This window comes from Enterobacter vonholyi, assembly GCF_008364555.1.
Taxonomy (GTDB): Bacteria; Pseudomonadota; Gammaproteobacteria; order Enterobacterales; family Enterobacteriaceae; genus Enterobacter; species Enterobacter vonholyi.
Map to the genome: position 1 here is coordinate 149860 of NZ_VTUC01000007.1, position 17637 is coordinate 167496.

The window sequence follows — 17637 nt, forward strand, 5'->3', positions numbered from 1 at the left end:
TGCCGCGCTATTAAGAGAGACTTACAAATGGATTAAGGAAAATCCGATTACCAGTCCGCGTAAGGGATGAGCGGCTGCGGCGGTAAGTCCATATCGCCCTGCCAGCCTGCGGCAGAGTAGCGCACATAGATCAGCGCATGGCTTGGGGTATAGTCTTTCGCCTCCTGAATATCCACGCCCATGCCTACAAACCAGTTGGACGTTACGCGGCGTTCGATAATGGCCCGCGCGGTATAACCCGTGCCCGAGGAACTGCTGCCGGTTTCCATCACGCCCCGGTCGGTATAGCGGTCTGGCTCATCGGTCGGGATCAGATTCTGAATCGGGTAGCGCAGTTCGTCTTTGGTTTTAGAGTGAGACCAGGAGACCGAGCCACCCAGCTCCCAGGACCAGTTCTCCGTGCGTTTACGCCAGGTCACCGGCAGTGCGAAGGAGACGTACTCCTGCGGACTGTAGTAACCGCCCTGACCCAGGGTATACCCGCTCAGGTCTTTGTCGTAGTGCCAGAGCATATTGGAGACGCCGACCGTCAGGCGTTCATTGTTTTTATTAATGAGCTTGTAGTAGTAACCCGTCATCCAGCGGACGCGCCAGTTATCCTCAACATTTTTACCCGTCAGCGTTTCCGCATTCAGGCTCGACCAGATGCCGTTCGCTTCACCTTTGTCATAGCTCATGCTTACGCCGCCACCGGTGGCACGTACGCCGCCCCAGGTGGTGCCGGTGTTAGTATCTTTTTGCCCGGCAAAGGCCAGCAGAGAGCTAGAGATTGGGCGGCGATGGGCGTTTACGGTATAGCCGATGGGGCCCAGATCGCTGCTGTAGCTGATGCCGCCCACCACGTCGACAACGTCAAAGCCCATCGGCGTGGTGCCAATATCCATCGCCCAGGTTTTATTCTGCCAGCCGACGGCAACGCTTGCGCCATTGTCGGACTGATGGGTATTGCCGCTACACGGTGTTTCGTAGCAGGTCCCCCATTTAGGATCGTAGGTCCCGTTATTGTTATCAAATGAACCAGCGTCCATGTTGACCAGATCGCTTCTGAAGAACATGCGCCCGTCAGAGAGCGGGGCATCCACCTGGAGCATGGTGGTGTGCGCTTTCAGGTCGGAATAGCCGCCCGTGCCGCTGGAGCCCCAGTAGTCGTGCTGCAGCGTGACGTTAACATCCTGCTGACGGTACAAGTCACCGGCATCACTGCGCACGCCGCGCTTCAGCCAGTCGTCTTTTTCATCATTACGCGTCAGACGGGTGAAACTGTCGTTATCCACCGGACGCGTCGTGGTGATGCCAGACGACACCATCGCGTCTTTGTAGGTTTCCAGCGCCTGCTGAGGCTGCCCGTTCTGCGCCTGGAAACGCGCGGCATCACGCAGCACCAGCGCGTTTTCCATGGAGCCGGGCTGCGATTTAGCCTGCGGAATAATTTTATTGAAGGTCTGTTCTGCGGCGGCGGAATCGCCCAGGCCCGCCTGCGCCATCGCGATGCGGCGCTGCATATTGAGCGACAGCGGCTGACCGTTTTGCGCGGCGGGCAGCTTCGCCAGCTCCGCGCGCGCGGCATCTTTGTTACCCTGAGCGCGATAAATCTCGGTCAGGCCGAGGATGGCGTCTTCGTTCTGCGGTTCACGCTGCAGAACGGCGTTGTACGTCGTTTTTGCCGAGTCCAGATCGCCACGCTGCTGCGCCCAGTCCGCCAGCGTCAGGTCGATGCGGGTGGAGGTTGGCTGCTGGCGCAAAAGGTTTTCAGCCTCCTGCTCTTTGCCGCTGTCGCGCAGACGGTTGGCGGTTTCCAGCACCTGGTTACTTTGCAGACGGTCGGCAAGCTCCTGAATATTGCCGTTCCACTGGCTTCGCGGCAGCGTATCCAGATGCGCCAGCGCGGCGCGGTCCTGATCGTTTCCGGAAAGATAGAGCCCGTTAGCATAAACCTGATCCGGGTCGGACGGTTTCTGGCTGGCAAGCTGACGCATAAGGGTATCCGCCTGGCTGCGCTGACCCGCGCTGTAGAGATCGCGCGAGAGACGATAGGTTATCCATACATCGCCGGGAGAGAGCGCCAGACGACGACGCTGAATCTCTGCCGCCTGAGCGTATTTCCCCTGATTTTCAAGCTGCTCGGCCTGGGCGGAGAGCTGTTCGTTGGTCAGGCTACGTTCAATATCATCTATGCTTCTGCGCTGGCTGGCGGAGAGAGACTGGATAAACTGCGAGGCCTTCTCCGGGGACTGCGCGCGGTAAATATTGGCCAGACCGCGGACCGCATTGCTGTTGCCGCTGTCCATTCGCAGCGCCTGACGGTAATAACGCTCCGCCGCCTCGTTATCTTTACGCGCCGCGGCGGCGTCGCCCAGCCCCAGCACAGCATAGCTGTCGGTATTGTCGATACTGCGTGCCTGCTGATAGTAACGCTCCGCCTGCGCCGGGTTATTTGCCTTCAGCGCCGCATCGCCCTGCTGGATCAGCAGCCAGTAGCGGTTAACCTTCAGCAAACTGTCCCATTTACCCCGGTTATCGCTCTGGGGGTCGAGGGCAATTGCCTTTTCAAACTGTGCCACCGCGCGGGCGCGGTCGCCTTTCTGGGAATAAGCCTGTCCAAGGGCACCCACCGCTTCACTGTCGGCATGGTTGGCGCTGACGGCTTTTTGCAGCTCCGCCACCGCCTTACTGCCCTGCCCGGCATCCACCGCCGCCAGCCCTTCCGCTTTCGCGCGGAATGCAGGGTCAGCGAGCTGTTTTTGCTGGGCTTCAAGCTGGGCACGCGCCGCCGCGACGCTATCACCGTCGCTGAATACGCTCAGGTATTTTTGCAGCGCGCTAACGCTCGCGCTGCTGGCAGGCTGGTCTTTGATTTGGTCATACCACATATCAGACGCCTGGCTGCGCCCGTTGGTGGATTTGGCCATCTCCTGCAATACCGCAAAGCCTTCGTCACGGCGTCCGCTCTGGAACAGAAGCTGGGACAGCGTCGCCTGCAGCTGGGTATTTCCGGGGCTGCTGCTGTTTATTTTCTTGAGCTGGTTAATGGCTGCATTCCGGCGAGCAGGATCTTTCGCCACCACGTTCCAGTATTCCGTCGCCACGTCGCCGCCCGGCGGGTTGCCTTCAAACAGCTTGTCATAGGCTGCAATCGCCTCCTGCGTGTGTCCCGTGGTGGCGAGCAAACGCGCCTGCTGGAGCTGCTGGCGGCCATCCGGCGTGGAAAGCAGCATCGTGTTGCGTGATGACTGGTACGCGCTCGAGCCAGGCGCGATCCCTTTCAGACGGTCCAGCTCTTTTTGCGCGCCGGCGTTATCGCCCTGGCGCAGCAGGTAGCGAAAGCGTGCGGCAATGACGTCAGGGTTGTTCGGGTCAATCAGCTCAAGACGATAAAGCGACTGACGAACCAAATCCTCACGCTGTGTCGATTCGCCCAGCCGAACCTGTTCCAGCAGCTGTTTCTGCTGCGGCGAGTTGGCGGCCTCAGCCATCGGCATCAGTGCCAGGCCAAGCGATAAAGTGAGTAGATTTATTGTGAACTTGCGCATTCCTGGCCCCAATCCGGTATTAATTCACCTTTTGCGGTGAAGCGAAAACGATGCTGATCCCATCCTTGCCCAAAGAGAGTCAGCACGTAGCTGTAATAGGCATTATTATCGGGAAAATGGTCTGCAACGCGCTGGCGCTGAACCGCCTGGGCATCACGTTGTTGTAAAAACGGCAGCATGGCGGCAGAGAACCCGACCGGACCATTCCCGGTGCGTTTCCCCGTCGCCACATCCACTTTCTCCGGCGGCACACCCCGTTTCATTGTCTTGGCCGCCATCGGCTGGAACAGCGTCAGCAGCCGGGCTTTCTGAGGGTCTTTATCACTCATCATTCCCACCCAGAGATAAACGCGGATGGCGTCGTAGCCGCCCACCAGCGATTTATCCTGCTGCAACCGCCAGCCTTTGTTTTTCTGATACTGTACCCAGTCCGGCGAAAAACCTTTCGGCGCACTCTCCAGCAGCAGGCGCTGATTGGTTTCACGAAGCGTGGTCCACGGGGTACCAAAACGCGTGAAATAACTCGCTAGCTGCGGAGGAAGATAGCTGGGATTAAAGCGCCATACGTTTTCATCGGCAAAGCCGACTTTACCGGGAAGCAGCATTGCGCCGAGCCCCGGGACTTTCACCACTTCCTCGCTGACAATGCGTTTCAGCAGCGCTTTACCCGTGCGGGTATAGTCCGGATGTTTCCACAGTCGACCCGCTTCGAGCAGTGACCAGGCGATCCAGACATCGGCGTCAGAGGCGGAGTTGGTATCAATCACCGCCCACGTCTCTTTATCTTTCTGACCCCATAGCCAGGCAGGCAGATGGTCGTTGAGATCGCCGCTGGCAAGATTATCGCGCGTCCACGTCAGCAGCTGGTCAAAAGATTTGCGATCGTTCGCCGCCAGGGCAAAGAACAGGGCGTAGCTTTGCCCTTCCGAGGTCGTAATTTTGCGCGTGTCGCTGGGATCAACGACACGCCCGCCCTCGCTGATGTAGTCCTTTTTAAACTGCTCCCATGCAGGCCAGGTACAGGCGGCGCGAAGAGGTAGCGCCGCCAGCATCACCGCTGCTAATGCACACCAGCGAAAGGCTTTCATCACATCTTACTCATCCGGGTTCAGACGACGACGGCTGATGATTCGCAGCAGACGCCACAGCACCCATGCCAGCAAGACCACGCTAACCGCAGCCAGGATGGCGAGCAGAACCGGATGGTTAGCCAGCGCATACCACAGGCGTTCGAACCATGGCAGATGGCCCACGTAGTACACATCCCCCACGCGCAGGCTATTGACGCCGGATTCACGGATCACCGACACGGAACCAAACATCGCGGCACGTTTACCGCTGTCGTTCATGGCCGTATTGAGCAGTTCATACCCGCGCGGGCTGTCCGCCAGAAGAGCCACCACGCTACGCTGTTCGTTGTAAGGTGACTGGAAGCCCACCACCGCGGCCATTGCCCCCTGAGACGTTACCGTCGTCTGCGCGCTGGCCTGACGATCGTTCACATCCGGCATAATGCTCGGGAACTCGGTCTGGCGCAGCGGCGTGTTAACCCAGGACTGAGCCGCTTTCACCAGCAGATCGATACGTTTGTCATCCTTCAGCTTGTCCGGAATGGTACCGATCACCATGATGTCAGCGTCTTTGTTCTGAATCTGGCTGCCATCGTCCGTCAACGTAACGTTAATCGCCGGTAATCCCGTCTGTCCTCCAACGGTCGCCATGGTATCCAGCAGGGTCGTTACCTGCCCTTCAGTTGGCGCTTTTGGCATTACTACGATGGACTCAGAAAGATCGGCCATGCGGCTGAACGGGAAGCCCGCGTTAGCAAAGGCGCGCAGATCCGGCATCGCCAGGAAGTGATAGTACTTCGAGAAGTCGATGGTCGACTCATCGCCAATCACAACGTGGTTCTGTACGGGCTGGAAGGTGATGCAGTTTTCCGCAGAACCGCCAGGCATTGGGTTCATGTACTGGAAGTCAAAGCGCAGCTGGTTTATCGCGCCAAGCTTCAGTGCCGGAATAGAGACATCCGTTTTGCCATCCAGAAGACCCTGTAGCACCGGCAGGCGAAGCATCAGGCGGTTAGTATCCTGCGTGCTTTGCAGGCTGAAGGATTGCAGGAACTGGTTGTTCAGGCTGATATCCATGCGCGAGCTGTCTTTGGTAGCCGGCGCGGTATAGCGGTAGTTCAGATTGATATCAATGCCGTTGGTACGCAGCAGGTACAGATCCGGCGGCAGATTCAGCGACAGGCTAATCGGCGCTGGCTCAAGCCCCGTCGCCTGCAGCTGTTCTTCATAGGTTTTCAGCTCACCGAAAGTCACCGCACGGTCGGTACGCACCCAGTTTGGCGCATCATAAGGTTTACGCGCCAGCAGCGGTTTGACCTCATCCACCACCACGCTGTTGCCGCGGAAAAGGACGTTACCCTGAGCAATGGCTTTTGCTGCCTGCACCAGGTCTTTATCATCACGACCAAAGACCACCAGCAGCTTCACGTACGGGTTTTCCGGGTGGCTTATCATCTCAACGGTCGGCGCTTTGACGTCCGGATGATCGCGCAGGAAGGCCGGGCGTTTCGCGTTGGTCGCAAACACAATGGCATTTCTGTCCGGCAGTTTGTCATACATCGCCGGGAAGCTCTGTCCACGCCAGCCAGCGCGTGAACCAAACCAGGACGCCACAATGGTGGCCGCCAGCTGTTCGGTCACGTCCGGGGACGAGGCAAACACCATCGGCAGCGTGAGCGGACGGTTATCACGCGGATCAAAGAACGGAACCGGGAATGCGGAGAGATCGTTTTTCAGCGCCAGCGACTGGTAGGTCATCTGCAGCGAGGAGTTACGTCCGACGTCCATCCACAGCGTGTTGCTGGCCGGGTTTTCGCAGACATCGCGGTAGTGACCGACAAACTCCAGGCGAATACGGTTAAAATCGGTGATGAACAGCGGGTTGATCGGCACCTGAGCCTGAGTTTTCTTGCCCAGCTGCTCTTTCGTGACCGGCAGTACGTCCATCAGCTCGTCATTCAGGTAGACCTTCAGCTGAGACTGCGTCGGCAGCAGAGACGGCGACGGGGTGTATTCAAGGTTCAGCACCGCATTAGAGACGACCTCATCGCTGCGCATGCCAAACTCAATGCCGCCGTTAGGGTTGATGCCGCGCAGCACCATGCTGCCCGGAGGCGGCGCAATTTGCGCGAAGGTCAGCTTCACGTCGCGCGACGGCGCATTGTCCGCAACGACGGGCGCATTCGCCCCCCGGACGCCCGGCATCACCTGCCCGATGACCTGGCCGTCTGCCGGCAATGTGTTCCCCTCCGTCGGCTGGTTCGGCGTGATATTTTCTGTTTGGCCAGGTGCCGCGGTGACAACCGGATCGGTTGCTTGCGCGACGACAGGTACCGTTGCCGCTGCGTTACCCGGGGCTGCGTTAGCCATTGTTGCGGGGATCGCATTCATCCCCATTGCCACTGCACATAACCAGGAAAGTTTTGTTTTCATCGCGTTATCATCATTGTTGAGCCATAACCGGGTCCGCCTGCTTCGCCTCATCCCGCTCAGGACGACGAGGAATGAACGACACGACCCAGGAAACCAGCGAAGTAAGTGACCGGAAAATTAATTTCACCGACGACGGGGCAAATTCTGCAAGGTGACGATAGCCACGGAACCCCAGCTTCAGAATATCCAGCAGGCTTTCCAGAGGTTTATCTTCCGGGAAGCTGTCCTGCCAGAGAGCCCACGTATCCGCGCGGGCAAACGTACACTGCACAAAATCGATATGTTGCTTTTTGGTCAACGGCATCAGCTGCAGACCGACTTCATTGCCCGCCACGCGAACAACCTGCGTCGGGAAGACATACTCCTGCTGACCGCGCTTAAGCAGCAGGTTAACTTTTTGCCCTTCAAGCACCTTCGCCTGGCCGTTGATTTTGATCCCCAAACCGCCGTCAGAGAAGTCATGCACGGTACAGGAGAAGAGGTGGCCATCTTCACGGGCAATCGCCGCAGGCATGCAGATTTCAACACGATGCGCACGACGAACCTGTTTGCTTTCCACCGACACCGCCACCGCGCCGCCGAGGATAATCAGGTTGTAGAAAACCCATGCCATACTGACGAAGACGGTCAGGATTTCGTTTTCCGGGCCGTAGAAGTAACGCCAGATACCCGCAATGACGCCCACGATATTCAGCAGCACCAGGAAGATATACGGCCGGGAGATCACCCAGTCGACGTACTCCTCCTCCACCAGCCCGCCCTTCGCGGTGACGTTAAATTTACCTTTGTGCGGATTAATCAGCGCCACCATCGTCGGCGGCGCGATGTACCAGGCCAGCACCGTTTCGTAGATTTCACTCCAGAAGGAGTGGCGGTATTTACCCTGTATCTTCGAGTTCGTCAGGCTCGCGTGGATCATGTGCGGCAGAACAAACAGCGCAATCATCAGCGCGGGAGCGTAGATGATATAAGCGTGAAGAAGCAGGAACGCCAGCGGCGCGGTCAGGAAGATTAGCCGCGGAATGCCGGACAAAAAGTGGAACATGGCGTTGACGTAGCAAAGACGCTGCGCCAGCTTGAGTCCTTTCCCGATCAGAGGGTTATCGAGACGGAAAATCTGCACCATCCCGCGCGCCCAGCGAATACGCTGACCAATGTGCGCCGACAGTGACTCCGTTGCCAGACCGGCTGCCTGAGGAATACGCATATAGGCAGAGGTATAGCCACGACGGTGCAGGCGCAGAGAGGTGTGCGCATCTTCAGTCACCGTTTCGACGGCGATACCGCCAATTTCATCCAGCGGTTTACGGCGGATAACCGCACAAGAGCCGCAGAAGAAGGTGGCGTCCCACATGTCATTCCCGTCCTGCACCAGGCCATAGAACAGGGTGCCTTCGTTCGGGGTCTTACGGAAGCGGCCAAGGTTACGTTCAAACGGGTCCGGAGAGAAGAAGTGGTGCGGCGTCTGCATCATCGCCAGCTCTTTCTCCTTCAGGAACCAGCCCATGGTCATCTGCAGGAAAGAGCGCGTCGGCACGTGGTCACAGTCAAAGATCGAGACAAACTCCCCGGAGGCATACTTCAACGCGTTGTTGATGTTACCCGCCTTAGCGTGTTCGTGAGTCGGACGGGCGATGTATTCGACGCCGACCTCCTCTGCGAACTGGCGGAACGCCGGACGGTTGCCGTCATCCAGGATCCAGACCTTGAGCTTATCTTTCGGCCAGTCGATGCCCAGCGCAGCATAAATCGTGTTTTTCACCACGCTCAGGTCTTCGTTGTAGGTCGGCACGAAGAGATCGACAGTTGGCCACTGGGTCGTGTCCTTTGGCAGCGGAACCGGCTGGCGGTTGAGCGGCCAAATCACCTGGAAATAGCCCAGCACCAGCACGATCCAGGCGTAGGTTTCTGCAAACAGCAGCACCAGACCGCATACCAGACTGACCGGGTCGTCCCAGTTCAGGGTTGAGGTATAACGCCACCAGATGTAGCGACAGGAGACGGTCAACGATAACACGATCAGCATCAGCGCCGAGAAGCGCCCCGGAATACGGCGGACCAGCAGCGCCACGCCCCACAGCAGGATCAGGAAGGTGAACTGCGCCAGAGGGTTGAAAGGTTGCGTAATACAGACCAGCGCCAGAATGAGCGAGAACACGACGATCACGCCGAGGATAAAACGCCGCAGGCCCGGATGGAGATGTCCGAGCTCTTTATGGTTATCCAGATGGCTGGTCTTATCGCTGAAGCTGTTGGGCAGTCTGTCCAGCCACTGGTGGTAGCGCTCACGTAACTGCTGCACGCGGGAGAAGCTGCGCCAGTACGGCGTTATTTTCTCTGAGCGGGATGATGTGACCACCAGCCAGATGGCCTGAATGAGATAACGCGCCGGATCCAAAGGACGCGGCCGGTTGGGATTAATGTGCGGATATAGCTCACTGTGGCGGGCACGTATGCGCTGCCAGCGCGGGTGTTCGAGTGGAATAAACATCCAGGCCAGAATCATCCAGAAACAGCCGAGCGCGGCGCTAAATGCCGACGCACCGTGACGGCGAAAATGCCGGTAATGTTCACTCAAACGCGAACTGACCGGCGGGATGAGTAACCAGCTGGCGAGACGACTCATACATCACTCCCTGCATGCTCCGCCCGGTTGGCGAAGTTCAGCAGACACCAGTTAGCCAGCGTCAGAATCTCTTCTGCCGCCAGTGAATCGCTGCGGTATTCGCCGAGCGGTTGCTTAGACGCAAGACATTCCGCCATTCCCTCATCACGATGAATGACAATAGGAAGCAAACGGCGCTGGCTTTGCAGCCATACCTGATAGAGATCGTCCTGGATCTGGCTGCCAATACGCAAATCGTTAATCAGAATATGAGCCTTCTGAGGTAGCCCCTGCTGGTGCAGGCGGATATGGCAGTTCGCATCAACGTTAACGATCGAGAGGATGTGATCGCACTGCGCGATAAGCTGTCTGGTCAGCGTACCGGCGCCGTGGGGCAGATCCAGCAGGATCCATTTGTAGTGCCCCTTTTCTTTCAGGGCCTGCAGCGCCAGCGTGAACTGCGAAAAGAGGCGCTGATACGCGGCTTCATTTTCGCGTTCCGTGGTGGTCAGTTGACCAAACGGCAGCAGATCGAGCTGGGAGGTATAGCGCATCCCCGCATCCTGCCAGTCTTTATCATCAAGCAGCGCGCGTGCCCAGCCCTCTTCACGAGTAAAGTCAACGTTAAACGACATACGCAACAAATTATCGGCGCAGGCGTCAATAACCAGCACCGATTCACCTAAAAGCTGTAATGACCACGCCAGCGCCGCGGTAACTGATGTGGTACCCACACCGCCACGGACACCCTGTAATCCGAGTATGGCCATCAATGGCTCCCTTATTGTTGATGGGCGAATTCAGCTAATAACGGCCAGCGTTTAATAGCCGCGGCCAACTGTTCCCGCTGGGAAATATCGGTGTAATCTATTTCAGGTAAAGAAAAGGCCTGCGTCAGCGCCAGAAAATCGTTTTGGAATGTGTAACCCAGAGTCGAGTCGACTGGGGTTCCAGGTTCGTTATTATCCATTCTTTTTCCATCCCTTTAAGGAAAATCGCACGCTAAAGAAGTTGCGGGGCTTCCTGCCCTGACAAATTTCATTTACATGCTAAATCTGATGTTCTTTAATTTCAATGTTAGGTTTATTTCTACGCTTTCGCTAGTAAACTGAGATACAGATAAATTAGACGAAAAGAGGGACACCGTGGACTCCATATTTTCTATTGGCATCCAGTCATTATGGGACGAATTGAGCCACATGCCAGTCGGAGGAGTCTGGTGGATTAATACGGACCGAAATGAAGATGCTATCAGCCTGGTTAACCAGACAATTGCTGCCCAGGATAAGGATTCCCGCGTGGCCGTCATTAGCATGGGCGAAGACCCGAAGAAAATTATCACGCTGGAAAACAATCGCGGGCCTCAGACGGTGCGATTATTTTCCATGACATCGGAAGCCGATAGTCTATACTTTTTGTCCCGCGACGTTCAGTGCTCTATTGATCCGGATCACCATTTGGTGATTCTTAAATGTGCAAATAACGTCCTGCAAAATATCCCTGCTGAAAAACTGTTGCCGTGGCTTGAAAAAATCAATAAATGGGCAAAATTTCAAAATTGCACGCTATTGATAGTCAATCCTGGCAGTAATAATGACAAGCTGTTCTCACTTTTAATGGGCGAATATCGCTCCCTGTTCGGTCTGGCAAGCGTTCGCGATCAGGTGGGTAGCTATCTCTACGATATTGCATTCTGGTGTAATGAAAAGGGCGTGAGTGCCAGGCAACAACTTACCCTGAAACATATTGAGGGCGAGTGGCACCTTGCACAGCAGGAAGAAACCGTGGTCCAACCGCGAAGTGATGAAAAACGCATTCTGAGCCATATCGCGGTATTAGAGGGGGCACCCGCCCTGTCGGAAAACTGGACACTTTTTGAGTCTAACGAAGCCCTTTTCCATGAAGCCCGCACAACCCAGGCGGCGACCCTTATTTTCTCGCTGATGCAGAATAACCAGATTGAGACGCTGGCACGGCAAATCCACACCCTGCGCCGCCAGCGCGGAAGCGCGTTAAAAATCATCGTGCGCGAAAACAATACCAGCCTGCGCGCCACCGATGAGCGCCTGCTTCTGGGCTGCGGCGCCAATATGGTTATCCCATGGAATGCGCCGCTGTCACGCTGCCTGACGCTTATCGAAAGCGTTCAGGGCCAGCAGTTTAGCCGCCATGTACCGGAAGATATTTCCACGCTGCTCTCCATGACGCAGCCGATGAAGCTGCGTGGGTACCAAAAATGGGATACCTTCTGCGACGCCGTCGGCAACATGATGAACAACACTCTTCTTCCTGCTGACGGAAAAGGAGTCATGGTTGCCCTGCGTCCTGTACCGGGTATTCGCGTTGAACAGGCTCTCACCCTATGTCGCCCGAACCGTACAGGGGACATCATGACCATTGGCGATAATCGCCTGGTGCTATTTTTGTCCTTCTGCCGGGTTAACGATCTCGATACGGCGCTTAACCATATCTTCCCCCTGCCTACCGGGGATATTTTCTCGAACCGTATGATTTGGTTCGAAGATAATACGATTAGCGCGGAGCTGGTGCAGATGCGTGCGCTCCAGCCCGAACAATGGGCTAAACCGCTCGCTATCACGAGCGATGCGAAACCGATCCTCAATGCCAGACATGATGGACACGTCTGGCGTCGGGTTCCGGAACCCCTTCGCTTATTAACAGACAACGCGGAGAACGCATCATCATGAATATCAGCGATATTATTCAACTGGTTATATTCTGTGCGCTGATCTTTTTCCCGCTTGGCTACTATGCGCGCCATTCCATACGCCGTATCCGTGATACGGCCAGAGTGCTGTTTATAAAACCTCGCTATGTAAAACCAGCCGGAACACTGACACGGGCATCACACGTCAAGGCAGACCGAAAACATGACTAATTCTACCTATACCGCTTCGTCACCCTCGCCGCTCTGGCAATACTGGCGCGGCCTTTCCGGCTGGAACTTCTACTTTCTGGTGAAGTTTGGTCTGCTGTGGGCAGGCTATCTGAATTTCCATCCCCTTCTCAACCTGGTGTTTATGGCCTTCCTGCTGATGCCGCTGCCGAATATCAGGCTGCATCGATTACGTCACTGGGTCGCCATTCCTGTAGGCTTTGCGCTGTTCTGGCATGATACCTGGCTACCGGGGCCGGATAGCATTATGAGCCAGGGTTCGCAGGTGGCGGGCTTTAGCGCCAGCTATATCCTCGATCTGACCGAGCGCTTTATTAACTGGCAGATGATTGGTGCGGTATTTGTGCTGCTGGTTGCCTGGCTGTTCCTGTCACAGTGGATCCGCGTCACGGTGTTTGTCGTCGCGATTATGATCTGGCTTAACGTGCTGACGCTGGCTGGGCCAAACTTTTCTCTGTGGCCTGCCGGTCAACCAACCACCACGGTGACTACCACTGGGGGAAGCGCAGCGGCAACCGTCACAACGGCAGGCGATACGCCTGTCGTGGGCGATATCCCAACCCAGACCGCACCGCCGACTTCTACAAACCTGAACGCCTGGCTCTCCAGTTTCTATACCGCGGAAGATAAGCGACAGACTAAATTCCCGGATGCGCTTCCGGCGGATGCTCAGCCGTTTGAACTGCTGGTGATCAACATCTGCTCTCTCTCCTGGGCCGACGTGGACGCCGCCGGTTTGATGTCTCATCCGCTGTGGTCACACTTCGATATTCAGTTTAAAGATTTCAACTCTGCCACCTCGTACAGCGGCCCGGCAGCAATCCGCCTGCTGCGTGCAAGCTGCGGTCAGACATCCCATAAAAACCTGTATCAACCCGCCGGCAACCAGTGTTATCTGTTCGATAACCTCGCAAAACTGGGCTTTACGCAGCATCTGATGCTGGGGCATAACGGCCAGTTCGGTAACTTCCTGAAAGAAGTACGCGAACAGGGTGGCATGCAGGCACCGCTGATGGATCAAACCGGCCTTCCTGTCTCTCTTCTGGGCTTCGACGGCTCGCCCGTCTATGACGATACCGCCGTCCTGCAGCGCTGGCTGCAGACCGTCGAAAAAGACAGTAATCCACGCAGCGCGACGTTCTTTAACACCCTGCCGCTCCACGACGGTAACCATTTCCCGGGCGTGAGCAAAACGGCTGATTATAAAGTGCGTGCGCAGAAGTTCTTTGACGAGCTGGATGCGTTCTTCACGGAACTGGAAAAGTCAGGCCGTAAAGTGATGGTGGTAGTGGTACCTGAGCACGGCGGCGCGCTGAAAGGCGACAGAATGCAGGTTTCAGGTCTGCGTGATATCCCAAGCCCGTCGATTACCAACGTGCCTGCTGGCATTAAATTCTTTGGTATGAAAGCACCTCATCAGGGCGCCCCGATTGAAATCACCCAGCCGTCCAGCTATCTGGCGATTTCAGAACTGGTTGCCCGTGCCGTTGACGGGAAGCTGTTTGTGGAAGATAGCGTGAACTGGGATCAGCTCACCAGCAACCTGCCGCAAACGGCAGAAGTCTCAGAGAACGCTAACGCGGTTGTCATTCAGTATCAGAACAAACCGTACGTTCGCCTGAACGGCGGAGATTGGGTACCGTATCCGCAGTAACTGATCTACGCCTCACCCTCTCCCCGTTGGGGAGAGGGGATAGTCAGTGCGTTATTATTGCGCTGAAATCCACACCAGCATTTTCAGACTTGCCGAATAGTAGTCGTCTTTAGCGGTGATTTCGGGTTCGCCGGAAGACTGCCCCATCGTTAAATCGCGTACAGCCAACAGGCCGCCTTCCATCATATAGGGCGCATATTCGTTGGTCGTGACGTTAACCCAGGCGGGCGTTTGTTCCCGGGGGAACTGACCGAACCAGGCCTTCCACGGCGTCAGCAGCGGACTTTGCTTATCAGACCAGGCGACATACAGCGGAATACGAATCGCGTCATAGCTCATTCGTGGTGGCCAGCCTTTAGCAGGGGTCAGCTTGCCACCTGATGCCAGTGAAACCCAGTCAGTGGGCAGATTCGCTTTACCCGAGCCCATTTTCCCCAGCAGGCGTTTACCATCCTTAATCAAATCACGCCAGACCGGCAAATGACTGCGTCCGGCGAAGGCCTGCCAGGCCGGAAACACAAAATAGGAAGGATTAAGGACCACTTCACCGTCAAGCTTAAATCCCTGGACGCCGGGCAGCATCACGCGGTAACCCGCATAGCGGATCACGCTATGGGCAACCAGCGCTTTTGTAATGGCATCCGATGCGGCGCTGTAGCGTTTGTCATGCCAGCGGGCGTCGGCTTTAAGCAGCGCCCAGGCAATCAGCACGTCACCATCGGCGGCGTTGTTTTTGTCCGCGACCGGGTTGGACTCTGCGGGGTTATAGCGCCAGTAAAAGAGACCATTCTCTTTGTTCTTCAGCTGGCTTTCCGTCCATTGCCAGAGCTTATCGAACGTGGCTTTATCGTCGTTGGCAACTGCCATCAGCATGGCAAAGCCCTGACCTTCCGTATGCGACACGCCACCATTGCCGGTATCGACAATGCGGCCTTCCGGTTTGAAAAAGCGGGCCTTGTAACTCTCCCAGGCCTGATCCGCCAGGGAGAGAGGCGAGAACAGCACACTCATCATGACGGCCAGCGTCGCGCAGACGGGTTTTCGCATAATTAACTCGATCCGGTTATTCGGCACTTCGCAGGGAAATCTCACCGCCCACCCAGGGTTTAATCGCGCCATCCTGTTCCAGGAGCAGCGCGCCCTGTGCGTCAATACCGCGGGAAGTTCCGTAGATCTCTTTATCACCAATCAGCAATTTCACCGGGCGATTGATGAAGTTATCCAGCTTTTCCCAACGAGACAGGAACGGCGCCAGCCCTTCCTGCTCAAAAAGCGTGAGTGAGCTACGCAACTCTTTAATCATACGCACGGCAAGGGTATTACGATCGATGACGATCCCCGCCTCCTGGAGGTTAGTCCAGGCCTGATTCACCACATCACTTTGTACATTGCGCATCACCATATTGAGGCCTGCGCCAATGACGATTTGCGCCGCATCGCCCGTTTTCCCCGTCAGTTCGACCAGAATGCCGGCAAGTTTACGATCGTTGAGGTACAGGTCATTAGGCCATTTAACACGTACTTTATCCGCACCCAGATCGTGCAGCACTTCCGCCATGACGATGCCGATGACCAGACTCAAGCCAATGGCAGCGGCCGGGCCCTGATCGAGTCGCCAGTACATGGACAGATAGAGGTTGGCACCAAATGGCGAAAACCATTTGCGACCGCGACGACCGCGACCGGCCTGTTGGTATTCAGCAACGCAGGCATCTCCGGATTTCAGCTCAGGCAGCCGATCCAGAAGATACTGGTTCGTCGAGTCAATCACCGGCAGCACAGCAACATTGCCGTGTCCAATCTGGCTGCGGATCGCTTCTTCATTCAGCAATTGAATCGGCTCCGGCAGGCTGTAACCTTTTCCGGGAACCGTGAACACATCAACACCCCAGTCGCGAAGCGTCTGGATATGTTTATTGATAGCAGCACGGCTCATGCCAAGCTGTTCACCCAGCTGCTCGCCAGAATGAAACTCACCGTCAGCAAGAATGCTAATCAGGGTTAAGGGGATAGTATTGTCCTTCACGCGATAGTCTCCACGGCATTGACTTCACCTGTGCGGCCAATGAAGCGAACTTCTGGCTCCAGCCAGACGTTGAATTTTTCGCCCACACGCTGACGAACATAATGAGCCAGCTGTACAACATCATCACTGGTCGCATCGCATTGGTTAATCAGCACCAGAGCCTGATGTTGGTGAACGGCGGCACCGCCTAATGAAGTACCCTTTAGCTGGCATTGATCGATAAGCCACCCCGCGGCCAGCTTCACGCTGCCATCCGCCTGAGGGTAATGTGGCGCAGTTGGCCATCCTTCAAGAAGAATTTTTGCATTTTCGCTGCTGATAACCGGGTTTTTGAAGAAACTGCCAGCGTTTCCGTTAACTTTAGGATCGGGAAGCTTGGTCATCCGCATATGGCAAACTGAGTCAAAAACGTCGCGTGCGGTAACGGTCGCCGGATCGAGACGCGTTAAATCTCCGTAGGTCAATACGGGCTGCCAGTTCTTCGACAGACGCAGCCCCACGGCGACAATCACGTAGCGATCCTGATATTCATGTTTGAAGATACTGTCACGATAGCCAAACCGGCACTGTTCTGCCGTTAAACGCTTAGCCGTTCCGGTCGCCAGTTCGATGCAGTCGACATATTCGCAGACATTTTTCAGTTCGATGCCGTAGGCGCCGATGTTTTGAATAGGTGAGGATCCGGCGCAGCCTGGAATAAGCGCAAGGTTTTCCAGGCCCGGCATCCCTTTTTCGAGGGTAAATTGCACCAGATGATGCCAGTTTTCTCCGGCCCCCACGTGCAGGTGCCAGCTATCGGCACTCTCTTCAACATCAATTCCCATGATGCGGTTAACGATCACCGTTCCCGCAAAATCGTCGAGAAACAGGACATTACTTCCTTCGCCCAGAATCAGTACGGGTTCGTTATTTTCTGTTGCGCTTTGCCATGCATCCAGCAGCTGATGTGCGGTATCGGCACGTACAATTTGATTAGCATTGCGTTGAATGCCAAAGGTATTCCAGGGCTTAAGGGAGTGGTTCATAAACGCTATCCTGATGCAAAAACGCAGGTAGTTTACCGTATAAGCAGGGCGTTGGGGGATTAGTTTGTGCAGCGCATAAACGCAAAAAGGCCATCCTTTCGGATGGCCTCTTCACTTGTTTGATGCCTGGCAGTTCCCTACTCTCACATGGGGAGACCCCACACTACCATCGGCGCTACGGCGTTTCACTTCTGAGTTCGGCATGGGGTCAGGTGGGACCACCGCGCTAAAGCCGCCAGGCAAATTCTGTTAAATCTGTATCAGGCTGAAATTGATTGTTCTGTCTCTTCGCCAAAACATCTTCGGCGTTGTAAGGTTAAGCCTCACGGTTCATTAGTATCGGTTAGCTCAACGCATCGCTGCGCTTACACACCCGA

12 protein-coding genes and 1 rRNA gene are annotated in these 17637 nt (G+C 55.9%); 3 read left to right on the forward strand and 10 right to left on the reverse strand.

The genetic code is table 11. The features are described 5' to 3' along the window. Nucleotides 1–47: 47 nt before the first annotated feature. The 6 genes from bcsC to bcsR are packed head-to-tail and all read right to left on the reverse strand — an operon-like array spanning nt 48 to nt 10608. Nucleotides 48–3530, reverse strand: a complete 3483-nt coding sequence (gene bcsC / locus F0319_RS13625) for a cellulose synthase complex outer membrane protein BcsC (protein ID WP_149367189.1) — start codon at nt 3528–3530, stop codon at nt 48–50. Beyond that, nucleotides 3512–4618 (reverse strand): cellulose synthase complex periplasmic endoglucanase BcsZ, encoded by a 1107-nt coding sequence (gene bcsZ, locus F0319_RS13630; RefSeq protein WP_149367195.1) that lies wholly within the window; start codon nt 4616–4618, stop codon nt 3512–3514. The genes bcsC and bcsZ overlap by 19 nt, the downstream gene beginning before the upstream one ends. Nucleotides 4619–4624: 6 nt before the next feature. Further along, the gene (gene bcsB, locus F0319_RS13635; protein ID WP_149367190.1) at nt 4625–7033 is read right to left on the reverse strand and encodes a cellulose biosynthesis cyclic di-GMP-binding regulatory protein BcsB; all 2409 of its coding nucleotides are present in this window, start codon (nt 7031–7033) and stop codon (nt 4625–4627) included. Nucleotides 7034–7043: 10 nt separating this feature from the next. Further along, nucleotides 7044–9659: a UDP-forming cellulose synthase catalytic subunit gene (bcsA, locus tag F0319_RS13640; RefSeq protein WP_111963697.1), complete on the reverse strand. Its 2616-nt coding sequence runs from the start codon at nt 9657–9659 to the stop codon at nt 7044–7046. After that, nucleotides 9656–10408: a cellulose biosynthesis protein BcsQ gene (gene bcsQ, locus F0319_RS13645; RefSeq protein ID WP_111963696.1), complete on the reverse strand. Its 753-nt coding sequence runs from the start codon at nt 10406–10408 to the stop codon at nt 9656–9658. The genes bcsA and bcsQ overlap by 4 nt, the downstream gene beginning before the upstream one ends. 11 nt (nt 10409–10419) lie before the next feature. Further along, entirely contained in the window at nt 10420–10608 is a 189-nt protein-coding gene (gene bcsR / locus F0319_RS13650; RefSeq protein WP_008503237.1) for a cellulose biosynthesis protein BcsR, read from the reverse strand. 175 nt (nt 10609–10783) lie between these two features. Here bcsR and bcsE point away from each other — a divergent pair, with 175 nt between their 5' ends. From bcsE to bcsG, 3 genes are read left to right on the forward strand one after another with little or no spacing between them, the layout of a single operon-like run. Further along, complete coding sequence (gene bcsE, locus F0319_RS13655) at nt 10784–12346, forward strand: cellulose biosynthesis c-di-GMP-binding protein BcsE (RefSeq protein WP_111963695.1); 1563 nt, start codon at nt 10784–10786, stop codon at nt 12344–12346. Then, nucleotides 12340–12537: a cellulose biosynthesis protein BcsF gene (gene bcsF, locus F0319_RS13660; RefSeq protein ID WP_024908822.1), complete on the forward strand. Its 198-nt coding sequence runs from the start codon at nt 12340–12342 to the stop codon at nt 12535–12537. The genes bcsE and bcsF overlap by 7 nt, the downstream gene beginning before the upstream one ends. Continuing rightward, nucleotides 12530–14209 carry a cellulose biosynthesis protein BcsG gene (gene bcsG, locus F0319_RS13665; RefSeq protein WP_111963694.1) on the forward strand — a complete coding sequence of 560 codons (1680 nt, stop codon included), beginning with the start codon at nt 12530–12532 and terminating at the stop codon, nt 14207–14209. The genes bcsF and bcsG overlap by 8 nt, the downstream gene beginning before the upstream one ends. A 54-nt stretch (nt 14210–14263) precedes the next feature. On the opposite strand, the gene F0319_RS13670 is transcribed toward bcsG, so the two are convergent. The 4 genes from F0319_RS13670 to rrf all read right to left on the reverse strand — a co-directional run bounded on the left by F0319_RS13670 (nt 14264) and on the right by rrf (nt 17500). Next, nucleotides 14264–15256, reverse strand: coding sequence for a family 8 glycosyl hydrolase (locus tag F0319_RS13670; RefSeq protein WP_111963693.1), 993 nt, complete (start codon nt 15254–15256; stop codon nt 14264–14266). Between the two features lie 16 nt (nt 15257–15272). After that, nucleotides 15273–16235: a bifunctional biotin--[acetyl-CoA-carboxylase] ligase/biotin operon repressor BirA gene (gene birA, locus F0319_RS13675; protein WP_127732572.1), complete on the reverse strand. Its 963-nt coding sequence runs from the start codon at nt 16233–16235 to the stop codon at nt 15273–15275. After that, entirely contained in the window at nt 16232–17260 is a 1029-nt protein-coding gene (gene murB / locus F0319_RS13680; RefSeq protein WP_149367191.1) for a UDP-N-acetylmuramate dehydrogenase, read from the reverse strand. Before murB ends, birA begins: the two co-directional genes overlap by 4 nt. A 124-nt stretch (nt 17261–17384) precedes the next feature. Next, nucleotides 17385–17500, reverse strand: a 5S ribosomal RNA gene (gene rrf, locus F0319_RS13685). Between the last annotated feature and the right edge of the window lie 137 nt (nt 17501–17637).

Excerpts from the sequence above, each read along its gene's own strand:
- bcsZ (WP_149367195.1), bottom strand. The coding sequence starts at position 4,618 with ATGAAAGCCTTTCGCTGGTGTGCATTAGCAGCGGTGATGCTGGCGGCG.
- bcsB (WP_149367190.1), bottom strand. The coding sequence starts at position 7,033 with ATGAAAACAAAACTTTCCTGGTTATGTGCAGTGGCAATGGGGATGAAT.
- bcsR (WP_008503237.1), bottom strand. The coding sequence starts at position 10,608 with ATGGATAATAACGAACCTGGAACCCCAGTCGACTCGACTCTGGGTTAC.
- F0319_RS13670 (WP_111963693.1), bottom strand. The coding sequence starts at position 15,256 with ATGCGAAAACCCGTCTGCGCGACGCTGGCCGTCATGATGAGTGTGCTG.
- bcsA (WP_111963697.1), bottom strand. The coding sequence starts at position 9,659 with ATGAGTCGTCTCGCCAGCTGGTTACTCATCCCGCCGGTCAGTTCGCGT.
- bcsG (WP_111963694.1), top strand. The coding sequence starts at position 12,530 with ATGACTAATTCTACCTATACCGCTTCGTCACCCTCGCCGCTCTGGCAA.
- bcsQ (WP_111963696.1), bottom strand. The coding sequence starts at position 10,408 with ATGGCCATACTCGGATTACAGGGTGTCCGTGGCGGTGTGGGTACCACA.
- murB (WP_149367191.1), bottom strand. The coding sequence starts at position 17,260 with ATGAACCACTCCCTTAAGCCCTGGAATACCTTTGGCATTCAACGCAAT.
- bcsC (WP_149367189.1), bottom strand. The coding sequence starts at position 3,530 with ATGCGCAAGTTCACAATAAATCTACTCACTTTATCGCTTGGCCTGGCA.